The organism is Shimia biformata, from assembly GCF_016888515.1.
GTDB classification, from domain to species: domain Bacteria; phylum Pseudomonadota; class Alphaproteobacteria; order Rhodobacterales; family Rhodobacteraceae; genus Shimia_A; species Shimia_A biformata.
Window position 1 is genome coordinate 1,876,680 of record NZ_JAFEJK010000001.1, and the last position, 18,975, is coordinate 1,895,654.

The following is an 18,975-nucleotide window of genomic DNA, read 5'->3' on the forward strand; positions in this document are numbered from 1 at the left end:
CGTCCCTCTCAAACGAAAAACGGCCCGGACGAGCCGGACCGTTCAAATAATCACGTGTCGATGGCGATCACTTCTGCGGAAGCGGGCCGATCATCATGATCATCTGGCGGCCTTCCATCTTCGGCATGTTCTCGACCTTGCCGATGTCCTTGACGTCCTCGGCGACGCGCTCCAACAGTTCGCGGCCCAGGTTCAGGTGCGCCATCTCGCGGCCACGGAAGCGCAGGGTAACCTTCACCTTGTCGCCATTTTCGAGAAACTTGAAGACGTTGCGCATCTTCACGTCATAGTCATGGGTGTCCGTGTTGGGGCGGAACTTGACCTCTTTGACCTCGATGATCTTCTGCTTCTTGCGGGCTTCGGATTCGCGTTTCTGCTGTTCGTATTTGAACTTGCCGAAATCCATGATCTTGCAGACCGGCGGATTGGCGTTCGGAGAGATTTCCACCAGGTCGAGTCCGGCCTCTTCCGCCATCGCGAGCGCTTCGCGAGGGTGAACGACGCCGACATTCTCGCCATCCGCGCCGATCAGGCGGATTTCGGGCGCACGGATGCGGTCGTTGACTCGGGGGCCGGTATCGCGCTGCGGGGGCGCGTTATGAGGTCTGCGGGCTATGGTTTCGTTCCTTCGATAGCTATTGTTGACAGGTGCCTAAATTAGTGGGCGAACCACCGCCTTACAAGCGGATTCCTGCTGGGAGTGACGGGAAACTCGTGACTTTCCCCCTTGAGGTCGAGGCCGCTTCCGACCATGTGTTGCCACGGCCGGGGAGCGAACACCCGGAAATTGGACAACGGAGAGAATTGTCATGAAAAACCTGATTTGGATCGTGCTGGCGGCGGGTGTCGCGGCAGGTGGCTATTACGCCTATACCGCGATGCAGCCCGAAGAGCGGACCGCAGGGGACGCGATGAAGGACGCGGGCGAGAACCTGAAGGATGCGGCCGGGATCGCCACCGAAGAGATCAAGGACAAGGCCGAGGAACTGGTCGATCAGGCCGAAGAGATGAGCGAAGAGGCCAAGACAGAGGTCGAAGGCGCGGTTGACGCCGCCAAGGAAAGCGCAGGCGAGGCGGTTGACGCCGCCAAGGACGCCGTCGACGAAGCCGCGGAGAAGGCCGGTGAAATGGTCGATGACGCCACCGCCAAAGCCGGCGAGATGGTCGAGGACGCAACCAAGGCGGCCTCGGAGGCCGGCGACGCGATGGCCGACGGCGTGAACAAGGCCGCAGAAGACGCCGCCAGCGCCGTCGAAGAGATGGTGAAACCGGCGGATGAGGCGGTCGACGCGGCCGGGGACGCCGCCAAGGACGCCATGGAAGACGCCACCAGCGACGCGGCCCAGGATGCGGCGGAAGAGGCCGTGAAGGACGCGGTGGATACCACCAAGAAGAAACTGCCGACCACCGAAGCCTCGGAGTAACGCGCTCATACAAAACGACAAAGGCCGCCCATGCCGGGCGGCCTTTTTTGTTGCGCTGTCGGGAGTGGGTGGTCTCTGAAATCAGTCGGGGTCGTATAATCGGAGCACGCCATTTCGATCACCAAGGGCTTGGGGCGCAATTGGCGTCCTCTTTCATTCCCGTCGCCAACCGCTTGTCCTTGAGTTCGAAGTTGAATGCCAGGTACTTGCGGATCATGGCGTGGGTGTGTTCGGGAGCAGTCGCATGATTGGGGTCGGGGCAAAGCGGCTGTTACCACTTTGCGTCCTGAAAGAAAAAATCGAACCGACTTGACTTGTTCCCAAAGTCTGTTTTCGTTGGGGCTGTATTGGAGCAAAACCTTTGAAAAACAACTATATCCTGGTCGATTTCGAGAATGTTCAACCCAAGAACCTCGGGTTGCTTCGAGGCCATGCCTTTACGTTAGTGATCTTCGTAGGGGCCAACCAAAAGAGTGTGCCTTTTGACTTTGCCACCGCACTTCAAGATCTGGGGGAAAACGCGAGTTATCAGAAGATAACCGGGAATGGAGCGAACGCATTGGACTTTCATATCGCGTTCCATATGGGCGAAATTGCAGCCAAGGATACCAATGCGTACTTCCACGTGATTTCTCGTGACAAAGGCTTCGACCCACTGATTGAACATATGCGGAAGCAGAAGATCCACGCCTTACGTCATGTTGATCTGTCCGAGATCCCATTCGTCAAAATTTCTAATGCGGACTCGCTGGACCAGAAGATCGAAGCGATAGTTGACAGCTTGAGGGCCAGAGGGACTGCGCGCCCAAGAAGGATCAAAACCCTCAAAGGAACCGTGAACGCGCTATTCAGGAAGACTTTGGATCAAGATAATCTGGAAGAGCTAGTTGACGAGTTAAAGAGACGAGGACACGTTCTCGTCAATGATCAGTCCATTAGCTATGGCCCCGGCATTGTCCGACATTGACCACTTCGTCCTGCCCTCACATCACCCCGTCCGTCAAACAAAAAAGCCCCGGCCATTACGCCGGGGCTTTTAAGCTCAAGTGACTGCTCGGATCAGTCCAGAAACGCCTTTTCGACCACGTATTGTGCCGGTTTGGAATTGGCGCCTTCTTCAAGGCCTGCCGCTTCCAGCATGTCCTTCAGTTCAAGGTTGAACGCCAGGTTGCCGCAGATCATGGCGCGGTCGTTGTCGGGGTTGAGCGGTTCGACGCCGAGGTCGGCGTAGGCTTCGCCCGAGTTGATCAGGTCGGTGATCCGGCCCATCTTGGCGCTCTCTTCGCGCGTCGTGGTCGGGTAATATTTGATCTTCTTCCAGAAGCCTTCGCCGATCACCTCGTTCAGAAGCTCGTCCTCTTTCAGCGACTCGATGATTTCGCGGCCATAGGTCAGCTCTCCGGCCTCGCGGCAGGTGTGGGTGATGATGACCTCGTCGTAATCGGTATAGGTCTGTGGTTCCCGCAGGAGCGAGGCGAAGGGCGCGAAGCCGGTGCCGGTGGCAAAGAACCAGATGCGCTTGCCCGGAAGCAGGGCGTCATGGACCAGCGTGCCGACGGGTTTCGGGCGCAGGATGATCTCATCGCCGGGCTTGATATGCTGCAATTTCGAGGTCAGCGGGCCATCCGGCACCTTGATCGAATAGAACTCAAGCTCTTCGTCCCACGACGGCGAGGCGATGGAATAGGCGCGCAGAAGGGGCTTCTGCTTGCCGGTCTTGGGGTCGGGGTCGCCCATCAGACCGATCATCACGAACTCACCCGATCGGAACCGCAGCGACGCGGGCCGGGTGCATTTGAACGAGAACAGGCGGTCGGTATAGTGCTTGACCTCGGTGACGGTCTGGGCGTCGGGCAGGGCGGGCACTTTGGTAGCGGGGGCGGCGGATGCGTCGGTCACGGGTGTTTGCTCATTCATCTGGGTCACAAGGCGGGCTTGCCGCCCCTCATATCATCTGGTGGCAGGAATAGAAGGCGTCAGCGCGCCGCGTCCTTGACATATCTCAAAGTTGCGATGCGTTGGCGGGTTTACGTGGCGGCGCGGCGCAGGCGCGACTGATAGTCATGCGCGGTGTGATCCGCGCGGAACTGCCACTCGGCTTCGGGCTGGCGCGCGGCCAGTTCGTCCGAGATCTCGACCTCGTCGAAGCCCGACCGCCGCGCCATGGCGTATTGGTCGGAAATCACATGGCCCTTGGCGCGCAGGCGCCCGGTGAACCCGCGCTGGCGCAGGCGGCGGGCAATGGTAAAGCCACGGCCATCGGCAAAGGACGGAAAGTCCACGCGCACCATTTCAAGTGCCGGCGTCAGCGCCACGGTTTCGGCATCGGCGTCCGAGCCGAGGTCCAGTGCCACCACGTCATTGGCGGCTTCGCTTGCCTCGGTGAACCCGCCGGTCCAGTCATCGGGGCCAAAGCCCTTGTCGGTTACGATCACAGTCATGCGTTTGCTCCTTGGCGGACAAATTTTCCATCAATGATGTGAATGCCGCACTCATCCTTGTTCTGCCCGCGCCAGCGGCCCGAGCGGGGGTCTTCGCCTTCCTTCACCGGGCTGGTGCAGGGCGCACAGCCGATCGATGGATAGCCCTTGGCCACCAGCGGGTGCCGGGGCAGGCGGTTTTCTTCCATATAGGCGCGCACGTCTTCGGGCGCCCAGTGGGCCAGCGGGTTGACCTTGATCCGGCCGGTAAACTCTTCGACCTCGAAGAAATCCAGCGCGGCGCGGGTGCCGGACTGGAACCGCTTGCGCCCGGTGATCCAGCCGTCATATTCGCGCAGCGCCTTTTGCAAGGGGCGGGTCTTGCGCAATGAACAGCAGGCATCGGTGTCGCGCTGATGCAGCGTGCCATCGGGGTCTTCGGCGGCAACGGTCGCCTCGGACGCGCGGATGATCTTGAGGTTCTGCAGATGCAGCTTCTCGGCCAGTTCCGCCTGATAGACCAGGGTTTCGGCAAACAGCATCTCGGTGTCGATGAACAGCACCGGCACGTTCCTGTCCACCATCGCGGCAAGGTGCAACAGCACCACCGATTCCGCCCCGAAGGACGACACCAGCGCGACTTTCCCCGCATCCGGGTCATTCAGCGCGGCCTCGATCACCGAGGTCGCGGAATGGTGCTTGTAGCGGGCATTGAGCGCGTCCACCTTGTCCTGCAGCGGGTTCGGGGCCGCAGGCCCCGGCGCGACAAGCGAAATGGACGAGGATGCCCCGTCAATCACATCATGCGGCATTGGCCCGTGCCTCTGGGTAAAGAGCGGCCTTGAACGGCGCCGCACCAAGGCGGCGATAGGCGGCAAGGAAGGTTTCCTCGTCGCTTTCCCGCAGGTCGAGATAGGCCAGCACCAGCCGTTCGATCGCCGGAACGATCTCGTCATAGGCAAAACCCGGCCCGGCACGCTCACCGATATGGGCGTCCCAGGTGGCGTCGCCGCCCAGGGTGATCTGATAGTTTTCGACCCCGGCGCGATCCAGACCAAGGATGCCGATGTGACCGACATGGTGGTGGCCGCAGGCGTTGATGCAGCCCGAGATCTTGATCTGCAGATGGCCGATGTCATGCTCCAGCTTCAACTCGTCAAACCGGGTCGCGATCTGCTCTGCGACCGGGATCGAACGGGCCGTCGCCAAGGCGCAATAGTCCATGCCGGGGCAGGCGATGATATCCGAGATCAGCCCGATATTGGCGGTCGCCAGCCCGTGTTCCTTCAGGCGGGCATGAACCGCCGGCAACAGCGATTTATGCACATGCGGCAGGATCACGTTCTGTTCGTGGCTGATGCGCAGCTCGTCATGACCGAACTCGCGCGCCAGCGCCGCCATCACGCGCATCTGCTCGGCGGTGGCGTCGCCCGGCGTGTCCCCGTGTTTCTTGATCGAGATCGTGACGATCGCGTAGTCGGGGTTCTTGTGCGTGGCGATATTGGTATCGACCCACGAGCGGAACACTGGATCGTTGGTATAGGCCGCTTCAAACGGCGCCACCGATGCATTCAGGTAATCCGGCGCCGCGAAATGCGCCTTGATGTCTTCGAACAGCTTCACGTCATAGCCCTGATAGGCCGCCTTGTTCGCAGGGAAGCGCGCCTCGACCATCTCGCGGATGGTGTCGATGCCGTTCTCATGCACGGTGATCTTGATCCGCGCCTTGTACTTGTTGTCGCGCCGACCCAGCACGTTATAGACCTGAAGCACGCTTTCGACGTATGGCAGCAGGTCTTCGCGCGGCAGGAACTCGTTCAGCACCTTGCCGATCATCGGCGTGCGGCCCAGACCACCGCCGACAAGGATCTGGTATCCGGTCTCACCGGCGTCATTCTTCACCACGCGCACGGCAAGGTCATGCGCCTTCAGAACCGCGCGGTCATGCTCGGCGGCACCCACGGCGATCTTGAACTTGCGGCCGAGGAACTGGAATTCCGGGTGGTCGGTGGACCACTGGCGCAGCAATTCGGCGATCGGGCGGGGGTCTTCGATCTCATCCGCCGCGGCGCCTGCGAAATGGTCGGCGGTCACGTTGCGGATCGTGTTGCCGCTGGTCTGGATCGCGTGCAGGCCAACCTCGCCCAGGGCGTCCAGCATATCCGGCACATCGGTCAGCTTGGGCCAGTTGTACTGGATGTTCTGGCGGGTGGTGAAATGGCCATAGCCTTTGTCCCACTTCTCGGCCAGCAGCGCGAGCGTGTCCATCTGGGCCGAGTTCAGCGTGCCATAGGGGATCGCGACCCGCAGCATATAGGCGTGCAACTGCAGATACAGCCCGTTCATCAGGCGCAGGGGGCGGAACTCGTCCTCGGTCAGCGCGCCGGAAATGCGGCGCTCGACCTGGGCCCGGAACTGGCGGTTGCGCTCGGCAAGGAAGGCCGTGTCAAATTCGTTATACTTATACATGACGATCCTCCGCCTGTTTGCCATGGAAATAGTTGGAAGGTCCGGTGCGCCGGAACTCTTCGCGGAAATGGGTCGGCGCGGGGCGGCCATCCGGCCCGGCCACCGCATCGGCAAGATAGGCGCCGACAATGGCGCCCTGCTGCTGTTCCGCCTCAAGCAGACGCAGCTGCGCATCCGCCTCATCGGTCAGAAGCGCGGCTTCCGACAATTCTCGGGTCCATTGACCGTCCTCGGTCAGATAGATCACGTCGCCCTCGATCAGGGCATTCGCGGTCACGACTTTCGGGGTGAAGGCTCGGGCCATATCAGGCAAGCTCCTGTTCGCGAGTGGTGGTTTCACGTGTGTTGTTTTCGGGGGCGGACGCGGCGCGCGGGGCAAGGCCAAGAAGGATCAGGGCCGGGGCCTCGGGCGCCGCGTCCGCCAGAGCAGCGGGCAGGGTCGCGAGGGGAGTGGAAATAACCCGCTGCTCGGGTCTGGTGACGTTTTCGACAATGGCGACCGGGGTTTCGGGCGCCGCGCCATGCATCAGCAGGCGCGCCTGCACGAAACGCGCGGCTTTCTTGCCCATATAGATCGCGGCCACTTCTCCAGGGGCGGCCAGCGCCTTCCAGTCGTGGTCGGCAAAGCCCTTCATGTCATGCCCGGTCAGGAACCGCACAGAGCCATTGCGCCCCCGTTTCGTCAGGCTTTGCCCGATCGCGGCAACCGAGGCCGAGGCCGCAGTGATGCCCGGCACGATATGCCAGCTGATGCCCGCCGCGTCCAAGGCGTCGATCTCTTCGTCGAGACGGCCAAACACGGTGACATCGCCGCCTTTCAGACGCACGACCTGCGCGCCTTTCGCGGCATGTTCCACGATCAACGCATTGATCTTTTCCTGCGGCGTTGACGGGCCGAACCCGGTCTTGCCGACGTCGATCATCAACGCCTCTCGGCGGGCCAGTTCAAGGATCTCGCCCGTCACCAGCCGGTCATGAATGACCACGTCAGCGGCATCCAGAAGCTTGCGCGCCTTCAAGGTCAGAAGTTCGGGATCACCGGGGCCGGCACCGACAAAGGCGACATGACCCGCCGCCGCATCACGCGACAGGTGGTCGGCCAGAAGGTCATCGAGCGCCCCCTTCAGGGCGTCCTTGCCGCCATCGGCGGCACGCGGTCCGGCGTTGAAATAGTAATCCGCCCAGAAGTCGCGCCGCGCCCGGCCAAAGGGCAGCGCATCGGCGGCCTTGCGGAACCCCTGGCCGACACGGGCCAGGAGGCCCAGCTTGGGGGACAGCCGTTCCTCAAGCTCGGCCTTCAGCGCGCGCGCCAGAACCGGGGCCGCGCCCTCGGTGCCGATGGCGATGGTCACCGGGTCGCGGTCAACGATGGCCGGGGTGATGAAATCGCTGTCATCCAGATTGTCGACCACATTGAGCGCCACCCGCTCGGCGCGGGCAAAGGCCGCGGTGCGGGCGTCCAGCGCGTCATCCTCGTCGGCGGCATAGGCCAGCGCCGCGCCGAAAAAGTCGCCGCGCTCGATCAGCCGACGGTGCAGCGCGATTTGCCCGTCCAGCGCCCAGGCGGTCAGTTCAGGGGCGGGGGATTGGGCAAAAACCTCGATCCGGGCTTCGGTCTTCATCAAAAGACGCAGCTTTGCCAGCGCCGCATCACCGCCGCCGGACAGGACGATCCTTTGTCCCTTCAGATCCAGATATACCGGAAAGTGCCGCATGGCCCTTCAATTCCCTCTCACGTTCCTTGGGTGCAATATAGGAAATTGTCCCTGTTTTGCGCTAGGTCTGCGCAAAAATAGAAACGCTTGTTCTTTTCGGCGCAACAATGTAAGAGAGAATTCGTGAAATCGGGGGAAACAGGAATGTCGTTTCGCATAGACCAGATGGACCGGAAAATCCTTGGCGAGTTGCAGCGTGACGCCGCGCAGTCGCTGGATGAAATCGCCAAGCGCGTCGGGTCGTCGAAGACGCCCGTGTGGAACCGGATCCGCAAGCTGCGCGAGGCCGGGGTGATCCGCCAGCAGACGGTTCTGCTTGATGCCGAGGCGCTTGGATTCGAAGCCTGTTTCTTCGTCCTGATCCGCACCAGCGAACACGAGGCCGACTGGCAGGCCAAGTTCCTGAAAGCCCTTCAGGATCGTCCCGAGGTGCAGGAAGCGCACCGGCTGGCGGGGGATATCGACTATATTCTGAAAGTCCGCGTCGCCAATGCCCGCGCCTATGACGCCTTTTACCAGGCGCTGATCTCTGAGGTCCGCGTGCATAACGTGACCGCGCTATTGTCGATGGAAGAGATCAAGTCGACGGTCAGCCTGCCGCTCTGACCCTTTTTGCTGGTCGGAAATACACCGGGGGTCCGGGGGCTGGCCCCCGGTTCTTGCCTGGGTCCGGGGGCTGGCCCCCGGTCTTGCGCCTCAGCGCGCCACCATCAACCGTTCCAGCCCGTGGAAGTGATAGACATTGGCATAGCGCGGCGTTTCGACCAGCGTCAGCCCCGGACAGCGATCAAACAGGATCGGCAGCGCGATCTGCATCTCCAGCCGTGCCAGCGGAGCGCCGACGCAGAAATGAAGGCCGCCGCCAAAGGCCATGTTGGTCCTGATCGGGCGGGTGGGGTCGAACCTCTCTGGCGCGTCCCACGCCTTGGGGTCGCGGTTCGCCGCGCCCAGCAACAGCGCCACCTGATCGCCGCGTTTGAAAGCATGCCCGCCAATCTCGATATCCTCATAGGCCCAGCGGGTGAACATATGCAGCGGCGGGTCGAAACGCAGGGTTTCCTCAACCGCGAGGTCGATCCCGTCACCACTTGAGAAAGCCGCCACAACATCCTGTTCCAAAATGGTTTTCACCGCGTTGCCCAGCCCGTGAACCGTGGCCTCGTGACCGGCATTCAAGAGCAGGATACAGGTGGTGATCAACTCGTCCGTGGTCAGCTTCTCGCCCGCTTCCTCGGCGGCGATCAGGTGGGTCAGAAGGTCATCGCCGGGCACCCTGCGGCGGCTGTTGATATAGTCGCGGATGAAATCTGCAAACTCGGACGACGCCCGCGCCGCAGCCAGTTCCGTCTCAGATGTACGGCTGGCCTGATACATCGCCACCATGTCGTGACTCCAGCGCAGCAATTGCGGCCCCATCTCTTCCGGCACACCCAGAAGCCGGGCGATGATCGTCACCGGCAATGGATCGGCAAAGGCGGCAAGCAGGTCAAACTCACCGTCCGGGAACCCGTCGATCAGCGCATGGCTCAGGCTCTCGATATCCGGCCCCAGTTCCTTGATCCGACGCGAGGTAAACGCCCGCAGCACCAGCGACCGCAGCCGCGTGTGGCGGGGCGGTTCCAGTTCCAGCATCGAATGCGCCTCGATGTCATAAAACGGCGTCAGGTGATCCGGCACTGGTGTCCGTTTCTCCTCGGGCACCTCGCGACCGAAGCGGCGGTCCCGGAAGATCGCGTTCACAAGGTCCAGCCCGACGGCGGCGGGCATGCCGTATTCTTCCCAGAAGAACAGATCGCCGCCCGTGCGGGCGCGCTCATAGAACGGATAGGGGTTCTGGACAAAATCCGGGTCGGTCGGGGATTGCGAGAGATGTTTCATCGGCCACATTTGCCGTTCTTCCGGGGGGCATTGCAAGGGGCAAGTCGGGCGGTGTTTGCGCCTTTCGCGGGGGGCAGGTCAAACTGGTGATTCACGTTTGCCTCGAAACGCTTTAGTGTTTGCAGCATGACAGCCCTGGTGCGCCACAGATTTGCGATTCTCGCGCTTTTCACCTTTCTGGCGGTGGTCGCTGCCGCCGGGGTCTGGCGCTTTGGGCTGAGTCAGGCGATCGCGCAGGTGGCGCAACGGGGCGAGGCCGACCTTGCGCTGGCCTCGGACCGGCTGACGGCGCAGTTGCAGCGCTATCGCGAACTGGCGGTTCTAATGGCGGACCGGCCGGAACTGGTGGCGCTGACCAGGGGGGCGGGCGACCGCGACACCGCCGAGCAGCTGCTGCGCGCCGCAGCCGACAAGACTTCGGCGCTCGATCTGATCTATGCCGACCGCGACGGGGCGGTTCTGGCCTCGGCGCAGCCCGACGACCCGGTCTATGCCCTGTTGCAGGAACAGCCGTTTTTTCGCCGCGCCCTGCACGGGGCGCTTGGTGCGGCCCATGCCCGCAGCCCGCGCTTCGACCGCCGTGCCTTTTACTTCGCCGCGCCGACCTTCGGGGTCGATGGCCGGGTGATCGGGGTTCTGACCGTCATTGTCGATGTCGAATATGTCGAATGGGAATGGCGCGGCGATCGTCCGGCGGTCCTGTTCGTCGATGATCGCGGCGAGGTCTTTATCTCCAACCGCTCGGAAATGCTGTTCTGGAAGCGCGCCGAAGGGCAGGCCGGGTTGACGCCGCCGCAAGGGGAAACCCCGCCGTTCGAAAGCCGCCTGATGGACGGGCGCGAAATCTGGCAACTGGACTGGGGGCCGTATCTGCCGACGCAGGCGCTGCATATCGTCAAACCCCTGCCGGTGATCGGCATGCAGGGTGAGGCGATTGTCGACATCGCCCCCGCCCGACGGCTGGCCGGGTTGCAGGCGGCGGTTGCGGCCGCGGTGTTCCTGATCTTCGGTCTGGTTCTGTATCAGGCGATGCAGCGCCGCCGGGTTCTGTTCGAGGCGAACCTTGTTCTTGAGGAACGCGTGGCCGAACGCACCCGCGAACTCTCGGAAACCAACACCGTCCTGCGCCACGAGATCAGCGAACGCCAAGAGGCCGAGGCCGCGCTGAAAAGGGCGCAGGCGGAACTGGTGCAGGCGGGCAAGCTGTCGGCGCTGGGGCAGATGTCGGCGGGGATCAGCCACGAATTGAACCAGCCCCTGATGGCGATCCAGCAATTTGCCGAAAACGGCGCCCTGTTCATGGAGCGCGGCAAGCCCGAGAAGGCGGCCGAGAACCTTGGCCGCATCTCGAAGATGGCGGCGCGCATGGCGCGGATCATCCGCAACCTGCGGTCCTTTGCCCGCAACGAAAATGAACCGATGGGGCGGGTCGATATCGTCGCCGTGATCGACACCGCGTTGGAACTGACCGAGACCCGGCTGACCAAGGACCGCATCAAGGTGCATTGGAAACGCCCCCACCACCCGGTCTGGGTGCGCGGCGGCGAGGTGCGGCTGGGGCAGGTGCTGGTCAACCTCATCACCAATGCCGCCGACGCGATGGAAAACAGCGCCCGCCGCACCCTGCACCTGACGGTCGAGGAAGGCGCGCGCGTCACCGTCCATGTCAGCGACACCGGCCCCGGCATCAAGGAGCCGGAAAAGATCTTTGACCCGTTCTTTTCCACCAAGGCCGTGGGCGCGGCCGAGGGGGTTGGCCTTGGGCTGTCGATCTCTTATGGGCTGGTCCAAAGCTTCGGCGGCAATATCCGGGGCATGAACACCGAAGAGGGCGCGCGCTTTTCGGTGGAACTGGAACGCTGGCAAGAGGAACAGGCGGCATGACCCGGAAAGTGTTGCTGGTCGATGATGACGCCGCCGTCCGCGAGGCGCTGAGCCAGACGCTTGACCTTGCCGATTTCGACGCGACCACAGCCGGGTCCTTCATCGAGGCCAAGGACCATATCTCGGCCGAGTTCGACGGGGTCATCGTCTCGGATATCCGTATGCCGGGGCGCGACGGGTTTCACCTGCTGGATTTCACCCACAAGACCGACCCGGAATTGCCGGTGATCCTTCTGACCGGTGAGGGCGACATTCCGATGGCGGTGCGGGCCATGGGGCAGGGGGCGTTTGACTTCCTTGAAAAACCCTGCGCGCCAAAAGACCTGATCGCGGTCATTGAACGGGCGCTGACCACCCGGCGGCTGGTTCTGGAAAACCGCCGCCTGAAGGCGCAGCTGGAAACCGGCGACGCGGCGGCGCGGATGATCTTCGGCTCGTCCCATCTGGCCGAGGAGTTGCGCCAACGGGTGCGGTCGGTGGCTCGTGTCAACGCCTCGGTGCTTGTCACCGGCGCGCCGGGGGTGGGGATTTCCAAGGTGGCCGAGGTGATCCACCTCTGTTCACCGCAATCGAAATGGCCTTTCGCCAAGAAAGCCTCGTCGGGGCTGGGGCGGGTCGAACTGTTGCAAACCATCGACGACTGCGAGGGCGGCAGCCTGTTTCTCGATGAAATCGCCGCCTTGCCGATGGAGACGCAATTCGCGCTGATGGAGCGGCTGGAACAGGGCAACCCGCCGCGCGTGATCGCCGGCAGCACCGCCGATCTGGGCCGCGCGGTCGAGGATGGCCGTCTGCACGGCGATCTCTATTACCGGCTGGACGCGATGGAGGTGCGTATTCCGGCGCTGTCCGAACGGCCCGAGGATATCCCGGTGCTGTTCCGCCAATATGTCGCGCAGGCGGCGGAACAGGCCGGCGTCAAGCCGCCCGAGATCACGCCGGATGTCATCTCGGGGCTGATGGCGCGGGACTGGCCCGGCAATGCCCGCGCCCTGATGAGCCACGCCATGCGCTTTGCCCTTGGGTTGCAGGGGGACGAGGTACCCGCCACCGATCTTGGGCTGGCCGAGCAGATGGCGCAGGTCGAACGCTCGCTTCTGGCGCTGGCCCTGCGCAATCACAAGGGGCGGGCGGCGGCGGCGGCCGAGGCGCTGAAACTGCCGCGCAAGACCTTCTATGACAAGCTGGCGAAACACGGGCTGAAGCCCGAGGATTTCCGCTGATACATCCCGCGACATTTGGCTTTCCGTTGCTCGTCAATACGTTAGCGCAAACAGTGGGTGTCGTGAGTCGATTCGTCCGATGTCCCGAGGGCCGATTCGGGAATTCCTGACCTTTCCCTGCTTGTGCGGATTTCCGCACAACGCCCTGCATCGCGCGTGCGGGTTTCCGCACGAATGCTGCGGCGCGGAGATTTCGGCACTTCAAGAGATCGCTCTAAGACCATGAAAAACCGGCCTAAACAGGGGGCGCGTTTTGTCCGGTAACAAAAGATTGAGTGAATTCTGCCGTGGCGTCACATTTCCCGACGTAGCGCCCAAACCGGGGGCGACATGACTGATTTTTGACCATTGGGAGGAGACCCACATGAAATTCCTGACCACCGCCGCCACCGCGCTGGCCCTTGCCGTCACCGGCGCCACCGCCGCCTCGGCCGCCTGTGACGAAGGCGAAGTCGTCATCAAGTTCAGCCACGTGACCAACAGCGACAAGCACCCCAAGGGCATCGCCGCGTCGCTGCTGATGGAGCGTGTCAACGAAGAGATGAACGGCAAGGCCTGCATGGAGGTCTACCCGAACTCGACCCTCTACAACGATGACCAGGTTCTGGAAGCCATCCTGCAGGGCAACGTCCAGCTGGCCGCGCCGTCGCTGTCGAAGTTTGAGCAGTTCACCAAGGTGTTCCGCATCTTCGACCTGCCCTTCATGTTCAAGAACATCGAAGCCGTGGACGCGTTCCAGAACTCGGAAACCGGCCAGGCGATGAAGGAATCGATGGCCCGCCGTGGTCTTCTGGGCCTGCAGTTCTGGCACAACGGCATGAAGCAGATGTCGGCCAACAAGCCGCTGAATTCGCCCTCTGACGCCGCGGGCCTGAAATTCCGAGTCCAGCCGTCGGAAGTAATCAAGGCACAGATGGAAGCGATCGGCGTTTCGCCCCAGCCCATGGCCTTCTCGGAAGTCTATGGCGCGCTGCAAACCGGCGTCGTGGACGGTCAGGAAAACACCTGGTCGAACATCTATGGCCAGAAGTTCTTTGAGGTTCAGGACGGCATCACCGAAACCAACCACGGCATCATCGACTACATGGTCGTGACCTCGACCGACTGGTGGGATTCGCTGGACGCCGATGTGCGTGACCAGCTGGCGACCATCCTTTCGGAAGTCACCACCGAGCGGAACGCAGCCGTTGGCAAGGTCGACTCGGACGCGCGTCAGGCGGTTCTGGATGCCGGATCGGTGATCCGCGAACTGACCCCTGAGCAGCGTCAGGAATGGGTCGATGCGATGAAACCGGTGTGGGAGCAGTTCCGCGACGACGTCGGTCAGGAAAACATCGACGCGGCGCAGGCGATCAACGCCGCGATGTAACCCTTAGGGGACCGGATACCCGGCCGTGCCAGTCGCGCGGCCGGGTATTCTTCAAGCCGGGTCAGGCACATTCCGACCGGATCGCAGGCTTTACGGGACACACTCGGGACAAGGGGACAGCCATGTCTGCCCATTATCACGCGAAGACGCCGCTTGGCCGTTTCGTGAACGAATTCGAGGAGACGGCCATCGCCGTCATCCTGGGTCTGATGACCATCATTACTTTCATCAACGTGGTGCTGCGCTATGGCTTCCAGACGGGTCTGACCTGGGGTCTGGAAGCGGTGTCGTTCCTGTTTGCGTGGCTGGTGCTGTTCGGCATCTCCTACGCGGTCAAGGTCACGGCCCACCTGGGTGTCGACGCGGTGGTGAACCTGTTCTCAGCGCCCGTGCGCCGCCTTCTGGCGCTGTTTGCCGCGGCGCTCTGCATTTTCTATGCCGCGCTTCTGATGAAGGGCGCCTGGGACTACTGGGCCAACTTCGCCAACCTTCCCCAGACAACGGGCCACTGGTTCCCGACCGGGTTCGAGGAAATGAAGCGCACGTCCTATCGCGGCTGGTACGAGGTTCTTGAACTTCCCATGCCCGAGATCCTGCGCTGGATCGAACCCCTGATGAACGAGGGCGAGCATTACGAGAAAATGCCGCGTTTCATCCCCTATGCCATCCTGCCCATCGGCTGTGCGCTTCTGCTGTTTCGTTTCATCCAGGCCGGTGTGCGGATCTGGACCGGTGAGAATGACAGCCTGATCGTCAGCCACGAAGCCGAAGACGCCGTCGACGAGGTGGCGCATATGAACCGCGAGGACTGATCCATGGACGTCGTCATTCTCTTTGCCATGGTCATTGGCCTGATGCTGGTCGGTGTGCCGATCGCGATCTCGCTGGGCCTGTCGTCGATCCTGTTCCTGCTGGTTCTGTCGGATACCTCTCTGGCAGCCGTGGCACAGTCGCTATTCCAGGCGATGGCGGGGCATTATACCCTGCTGGCCATTCCGTTCTTCATCCTGGCGTCGTCCTTTATGTCGACCGGCGGGGTGGCGCGGCGGATCATCCGTTTCTCGATCGCCATCGTGGGGCATTTCCCCGGCGGTCTGGCCATCGCGGGTGTGTTTGCCTGCATGCTGTTTGCCGCACTCTCGGGCTCGTCCCCGGCAACCGTGGTCGCCATCGGCTCGATCGTGATCGCAGGGATGCGTGAGGTCGGCTATACCAAGGACTTTGCCGCCGGTGTCATCGCCAACGCAGGGACATTGGGCATCCTGATCCCGCCGTCCATCGTGATGGTGGTCTATGCCTCCGCCACCGACGTGTCGGTGGGCCGGATGTTCCTGGCGGGTGTCATTCCCGGCATCCTGGCCGGCACCATGCTGATGGCCACGATCTATATCATCGCCGTCATGCGCGACCTGCCCAAGGGCGAGTGGAAAGGCTGGGGCGAGGTGTTCCAGTCGGGCCGCGAGGCGGGCTGGGGCCTGTTCCTGATCGTCATCATCCTGGGCGGCATCTATGGCGGGATCTTCACCCCGACCGAAGCCGCAGCCGTGGCCGCGATCTATGCCTTCCTGATCGCCAGCTTTGTCTATCGTGACATGGGGCCGCTGTCGGGCAAGGACGGGCAGCCGCACAAGACCCTGTTGCAGAAACCCATCGCGCTGGTGACGGCCTTTTTCCACCGCGACACGCGCGACACGCTGTTCGAGGCGGGCAAACTGACCATCACCTTGATGTTCATCATCGCCAACGCGCTGATCCTAAAACACGTGCTGACCGACGAGCAGATCCCCCAAAGCATCGCCGGGGCCATGCTGGACGCCGGGTTTGGCCCGATCGTGTTCCTGATCATCGTGAACGTGATCCTTCTGATCGGCGGTCAGTTCATGGAGCCCTCGGGCCTGATCGTGATCGTCGCGCCGCTGGTCTTTCCGATTGCGATCGAACTGGGCATCGACCCGATCCATCTGGGCATCATCATGGTGGTGAACATGGAGATCGGGATGATCACGCCGCCGGTGGGTTTGAACCTGTTCGTGACCTCGGGCGTTGCGGGTATGCCGATGATGAACGTGGTCCGCGCGGCCCTGCCGTTCCTGGCGGTTCTCTTCGTCTTCCTGATCATGGTGACCTATATCCCGTTCCTGTCGACATGGTTGCCGACAACCTTCATGGGACCGGAAATCATAACGAAATAACACTTTCGGACAGTGAAAACAGAGAAGGGCGGCCCGGTTTCCCGGCGCCGCCTCTCACCAAAGTTGCTGTAGTATTTCTTTGGTTGGTCACAAAGTGGCCAACCTATCGCCTGAGAACCTAGCTTGAACGAACCTCAAACTAGAGATGACAGGTGAGGTATGTCTCGCAACAATCCGCGGCAGGCCTCAATAAGTGCTTTCCACTGCCTCTTTTGTGGTTGAAATGATTCTGTTTTTTCCCTTAGTTCTGCATGTTTACATTGTGCACTCAGGACAAGATGGCTTCAGGATCAAATAACCAGGCGGGACAACCGGGCACCACCAAGAAGTATTGGGATCCGTTCTACTACGCCGGAAAGGAAGTCGCCCTTTCCCATCTTGAGCCTCATGAATTCCTTTGCATCACACCTGACGGAAATGCCCGGAAGATCAGAGCAGTCTACTCTCCGCATGTGTTCACGCGCAGCGCAACTGATACTGACCCGGCAACTCACGTTTGTTTCGATAACAGGGTGTTTTGCCCGAATCGCTATCAGGATGCTCTCTACCTTCCGGGGATCATTCAAAATCTCCCGAACACCAAGGTTTTTCAAACCTGGGAAGAAAGGAACTATGTTTACCTGACCGTCGACACTCCTTTTCGGAATGATCGCTACCATGTGTTTTTTGAATTGAAAAAGAGTGGCGGCAAGCGAAACAAGCATGTTTTGCTTCGAATTGAGAGCGCATACCGTGCTTCGGCCTCAGGATATCTCCCACCGGAGAACCCAAATTCTATTCGTTTTTCTGTTTTGATTCAAAACACTTATATGGGACGAGCTATTCGATTTGCCCGGAGGTAAGCCCCAAAACGATAGAGGGCTGCCCGAAGGCAGCCCTAGGATCCAGCTTCCACTTTGATATCTCGCTCGCGCGTGGACCTTCTTGCAAAGGCGGGGAGACGCTGTTGCAGCCGGTCTGTCGTCTCGTTGAACTGTATATAGTGTCATTATGAAGGAAGCAATAAAAATGCGCACCGTTTCGGCGGCACCCACATTACAAAATACTGGCGAGAGGCTTGGTTCCCGTGGCCGTCCTTTTCATTTGAGTATTTGTGCAAGAATGAAGGTCACGCCGCGTCCAGCGCGGCGATGATGGCGCTGAAATCTGCCGCCTTCAGGCTGGCACCGCCGACCAGCGCGCCGTCGACATTGGGAACCGAGAAAATCTCGGCGGCGTTGTCGGGTTTGACCGAGCCACCGTAAAGAATGCGGGTCGAGCGGCCGACGCCTTCCCCAAAGCGGCGCTCCAGCCGGGCGCGGATGAAATCATGCACCTCGCCGATTTGCGCGATGGTCGGCACCTTGCCGGTACCGATGGCCCAGATCGGTTCATAGGCAATGACAAGGTTTTCGCCGGTAGCCGTATCGGGGATCGATCCGGCCAACTGGCCGCCGATGATGTCGAGCGTATTGGCGGCTTCGCGCTCGGCCAGGCTTTCGCCCACACAGATCACGGCGGTCAGTCCGCCGTCGATCGCGGCACGGGCCTTGGCGCGCACATCCTCGTCGCGTTCGCCGTGATCCTCGCGCCGTTCGCTGTGGCCAAGGATCACCATCGACGCCCCGGCATCGGCCAGCATCTGCGCGGATATGTCGCCGGTGTGCGCGCCGGATTCCAGCGCGTGGCAGTCCTGCCCGCCAAGGGCAATGGCGGTTCCGGCAAGCGTGTCGGCGGCGCGGCTGATAAGGGTCGCGGGCGGGCAGATCAGGATATCGGTCTGAGAAGTAGCAGGCGTTTGGGCCAATTTTTCAAGCTCGGACAGGGCCGCGCCCGTGCCATTCATCTTCCAATTGCCCGCTGCCAGTTTCCGCCGCATCCGCCCATTTCCTCAATCAATGAATTGTCGAGGCTTTTGTCGGCGCAAGTTGCCCAAAGGTCAAGAAAGTTTGGGCGGTCCGCCCGCGTCGGCCGGGGCCGGGGGCTCCATGTCCTCGAACTTGATCGACTCGCCGCAGCCGCAGGCCTCGGTCACGTTCGGGTTGTTGAACTTGAAGCCCGATTCCAGAAGCGAGACCTCATAGTCGATCTCGGTGCCGAACAGGAACATCTGGGCCATCGGTGCAATCAGCACGCGCGCGCCGTCCTGTTCCACGACCTCGTCATGGGGGTCTTTCTCGGTGACGTAGTCCATGGTGTATTCCATGCCCGCGCAGCCGCCTTTCTTGACGCCGATGCGCAAGCCCTCATGCCCGTTCTTCGCCATCAGCCGGGCGATCTGCGCCGCGGCGCGGGGGGTCATGGTCACAGCCTGTTTGCCGGGAATACCAAACATGGATTTCAGATGCTCCTTTGTGCCCTCCCAAAATAGGTCAGACCACGCGCCACATCAAGACGGCCCCGCGGGGTTTTCCACCCGCGG

At 61.6% G+C, this 18,975-nt stretch carries 19 protein-coding genes; 9 read left to right on the plus strand and 10 right to left on the minus strand.

Annotated elements, in window-relative coordinates; all coding sequences use genetic code 11:
- Nucleotides 1–67: 67 nt before the first annotated feature.
- Entirely contained in the window at nucleotides 68–616 is a 549-nt protein-coding gene (gene infC, locus JQ863_RS09165; RefSeq protein ID WP_204115116.1) for a translation initiation factor IF-3, read from the minus strand.
- Between the two features lie 193 nt (nucleotides 617–809).
- Here infC and JQ863_RS09170 point away from each other — a divergent pair, with 193 nt between their 5' ends.
- Nucleotides 810–1,424 carry a hypothetical protein gene (locus JQ863_RS09170; RefSeq protein WP_204113981.1) on the plus strand — a complete coding sequence of 205 codons (615 nt, stop codon included), beginning with the start codon at nucleotides 810–812 and terminating at the stop codon, nucleotides 1,422–1,424.
- A 361-nt stretch (nucleotides 1,425–1,785) separates the two neighbouring features.
- Nucleotides 1,786–2,391 carry a PIN domain-containing protein gene (locus tag JQ863_RS09175; RefSeq protein ID WP_204113982.1) on the plus strand — a complete coding sequence of 202 codons (606 nt, stop codon included), beginning with the start codon at nucleotides 1,786–1,788 and terminating at the stop codon, nucleotides 2,389–2,391.
- Nucleotides 2,392–2,483: 92 nt separating this feature from the next.
- Here the strand turns inward: JQ863_RS09175 and JQ863_RS09180 are convergent, their stop codons facing one another.
- The 6 genes from JQ863_RS09180 to cysG all read right to left on the minus strand — a co-directional run bounded on the left by JQ863_RS09180 (nucleotide 2,484) and on the right by cysG (nucleotide 8,028).
- Complete coding sequence (locus JQ863_RS09180) at nucleotides 2,484–3,341, minus strand: ferredoxin--NADP reductase (RefSeq protein WP_204113983.1); 858 nt, start codon at nucleotides 3,339–3,341, stop codon at nucleotides 2,484–2,486.
- A 110-nt stretch (nucleotides 3,342–3,451) separates the two neighbouring features.
- Nucleotides 3,452–3,865 carry a DUF934 domain-containing protein gene (locus JQ863_RS09185; RefSeq protein ID WP_204113984.1) on the minus strand — a complete coding sequence of 138 codons (414 nt, stop codon included), beginning with the start codon at nucleotides 3,863–3,865 and terminating at the stop codon, nucleotides 3,452–3,454.
- Nucleotides 3,862–4,656 carry a phosphoadenylyl-sulfate reductase gene (locus tag JQ863_RS09190; RefSeq protein ID WP_204113985.1) on the minus strand — a complete coding sequence of 265 codons (795 nt, stop codon included), beginning with the start codon at nucleotides 4,654–4,656 and terminating at the stop codon, nucleotides 3,862–3,864. Before JQ863_RS09190 ends, JQ863_RS09185 begins: the two co-directional genes overlap by 4 nt.
- Entirely contained in the window at nucleotides 4,646–6,313 is a 1,668-nt protein-coding gene (locus tag JQ863_RS09195; protein WP_204113986.1) for a nitrite/sulfite reductase, read from the minus strand. The genes JQ863_RS09190 and JQ863_RS09195 overlap by 11 nt, the downstream gene beginning before the upstream one ends.
- The gene (locus JQ863_RS09200; protein ID WP_204113987.1) at nucleotides 6,306–6,617 is read right to left on the minus strand and encodes a DUF2849 domain-containing protein; all 312 of its coding nucleotides are present in this window, start codon (nucleotides 6,615–6,617) and stop codon (nucleotides 6,306–6,308) included. Before JQ863_RS09200 ends, JQ863_RS09195 begins: the two co-directional genes overlap by 8 nt.
- Before the next feature lies 1 nt (nucleotide 6,618).
- A complete protein-coding gene (gene cysG, locus JQ863_RS09205) occupies nucleotides 6,619–8,028 on the minus strand; it encodes a siroheme synthase CysG (protein WP_204113988.1) in 1,410 nt (469 codons plus the stop codon).
- Between the two features lie 144 nt (nucleotides 8,029–8,172).
- Between cysG and JQ863_RS09210 the strand changes: the two genes are divergently transcribed.
- Nucleotides 8,173–8,634 (plus strand): Lrp/AsnC family transcriptional regulator, encoded by a 462-nt coding sequence (locus JQ863_RS09210; RefSeq protein ID WP_204113989.1) that lies wholly within the window; start codon nucleotides 8,173–8,175, stop codon nucleotides 8,632–8,634.
- A gap of 90 nt (nucleotides 8,635–8,724) precedes the next feature.
- Here JQ863_RS09210 and JQ863_RS09215 read toward each other — a convergent pair whose 3' ends face one another.
- Nucleotides 8,725–9,906 carry a cytochrome P450 gene (locus JQ863_RS09215; RefSeq protein WP_204113990.1) on the minus strand — a complete coding sequence of 394 codons (1,182 nt, stop codon included), beginning with the start codon at nucleotides 9,904–9,906 and terminating at the stop codon, nucleotides 8,725–8,727.
- Nucleotides 9,907–10,032: 126 nt separating this feature from the next.
- Here JQ863_RS09215 and JQ863_RS09220 point away from each other — a divergent pair, with 126 nt between their 5' ends.
- From JQ863_RS09220 to JQ863_RS19440, 6 genes are all read left to right on the plus strand, one after another.
- Nucleotides 10,033–11,790 carry a sensor histidine kinase gene (locus tag JQ863_RS09220; RefSeq protein ID WP_204113991.1) on the plus strand — a complete coding sequence of 586 codons (1,758 nt, stop codon included), beginning with the start codon at nucleotides 10,033–10,035 and terminating at the stop codon, nucleotides 11,788–11,790.
- A complete protein-coding gene (locus tag JQ863_RS09225; RefSeq protein WP_204113992.1) occupies nucleotides 11,787–13,013 on the plus strand; it encodes a sigma-54-dependent transcriptional regulator in 1,227 nt (408 codons plus the stop codon). The genes JQ863_RS09220 and JQ863_RS09225 overlap by 4 nt, the downstream gene beginning before the upstream one ends.
- Before the next feature lie 364 nt (nucleotides 13,014–13,377).
- A complete protein-coding gene (locus JQ863_RS09230; protein ID WP_204113993.1) occupies nucleotides 13,378–14,382 on the plus strand; it encodes a DctP family TRAP transporter solute-binding subunit in 1,005 nt (334 codons plus the stop codon).
- A gap of 122 nt (nucleotides 14,383–14,504) precedes the next feature.
- On the plus strand, nucleotides 14,505–15,194 hold the full coding sequence (locus JQ863_RS09235; protein ID WP_204113994.1) for a TRAP transporter small permease: 690 nt from the start codon (nucleotides 14,505–14,507) through the stop codon (nucleotides 15,192–15,194).
- Between the two features lie 3 nt (nucleotides 15,195–15,197).
- Entirely contained in the window at nucleotides 15,198–16,574 is a 1,377-nt protein-coding gene (locus JQ863_RS09240) for a TRAP transporter large permease (protein ID WP_204113995.1), read from the plus strand.
- 278 nt (nucleotides 16,575–16,852) lie between these two features.
- Nucleotides 16,853–17,416 carry a hypothetical protein gene (locus tag JQ863_RS19440; protein WP_239113249.1) on the plus strand — a complete coding sequence of 188 codons (564 nt, stop codon included), beginning with the start codon at nucleotides 16,853–16,855 and terminating at the stop codon, nucleotides 17,414–17,416.
- Nucleotides 17,417–17,682: 266 nt separating this feature from the next.
- Here the strand turns inward: JQ863_RS19440 and tpiA are convergent, their stop codons facing one another.
- Together tpiA and JQ863_RS09255 are read right to left on the minus strand one after the other, a co-directional pair.
- Nucleotides 17,683–18,432, minus strand: a complete 750-nt coding sequence (gene tpiA, locus JQ863_RS09250) for a triose-phosphate isomerase (protein ID WP_204113996.1) — start codon at nucleotides 18,430–18,432, stop codon at nucleotides 17,683–17,685.
- Between the two features lie 60 nt (nucleotides 18,433–18,492).
- On the minus strand, nucleotides 18,493–18,888 hold the full coding sequence (locus tag JQ863_RS09255; RefSeq protein ID WP_204113997.1) for a HesB/IscA family protein: 396 nt from the start codon (nucleotides 18,886–18,888) through the stop codon (nucleotides 18,493–18,495).
- Between the last annotated feature and the right edge of the window lie 87 nt (nucleotides 18,889–18,975).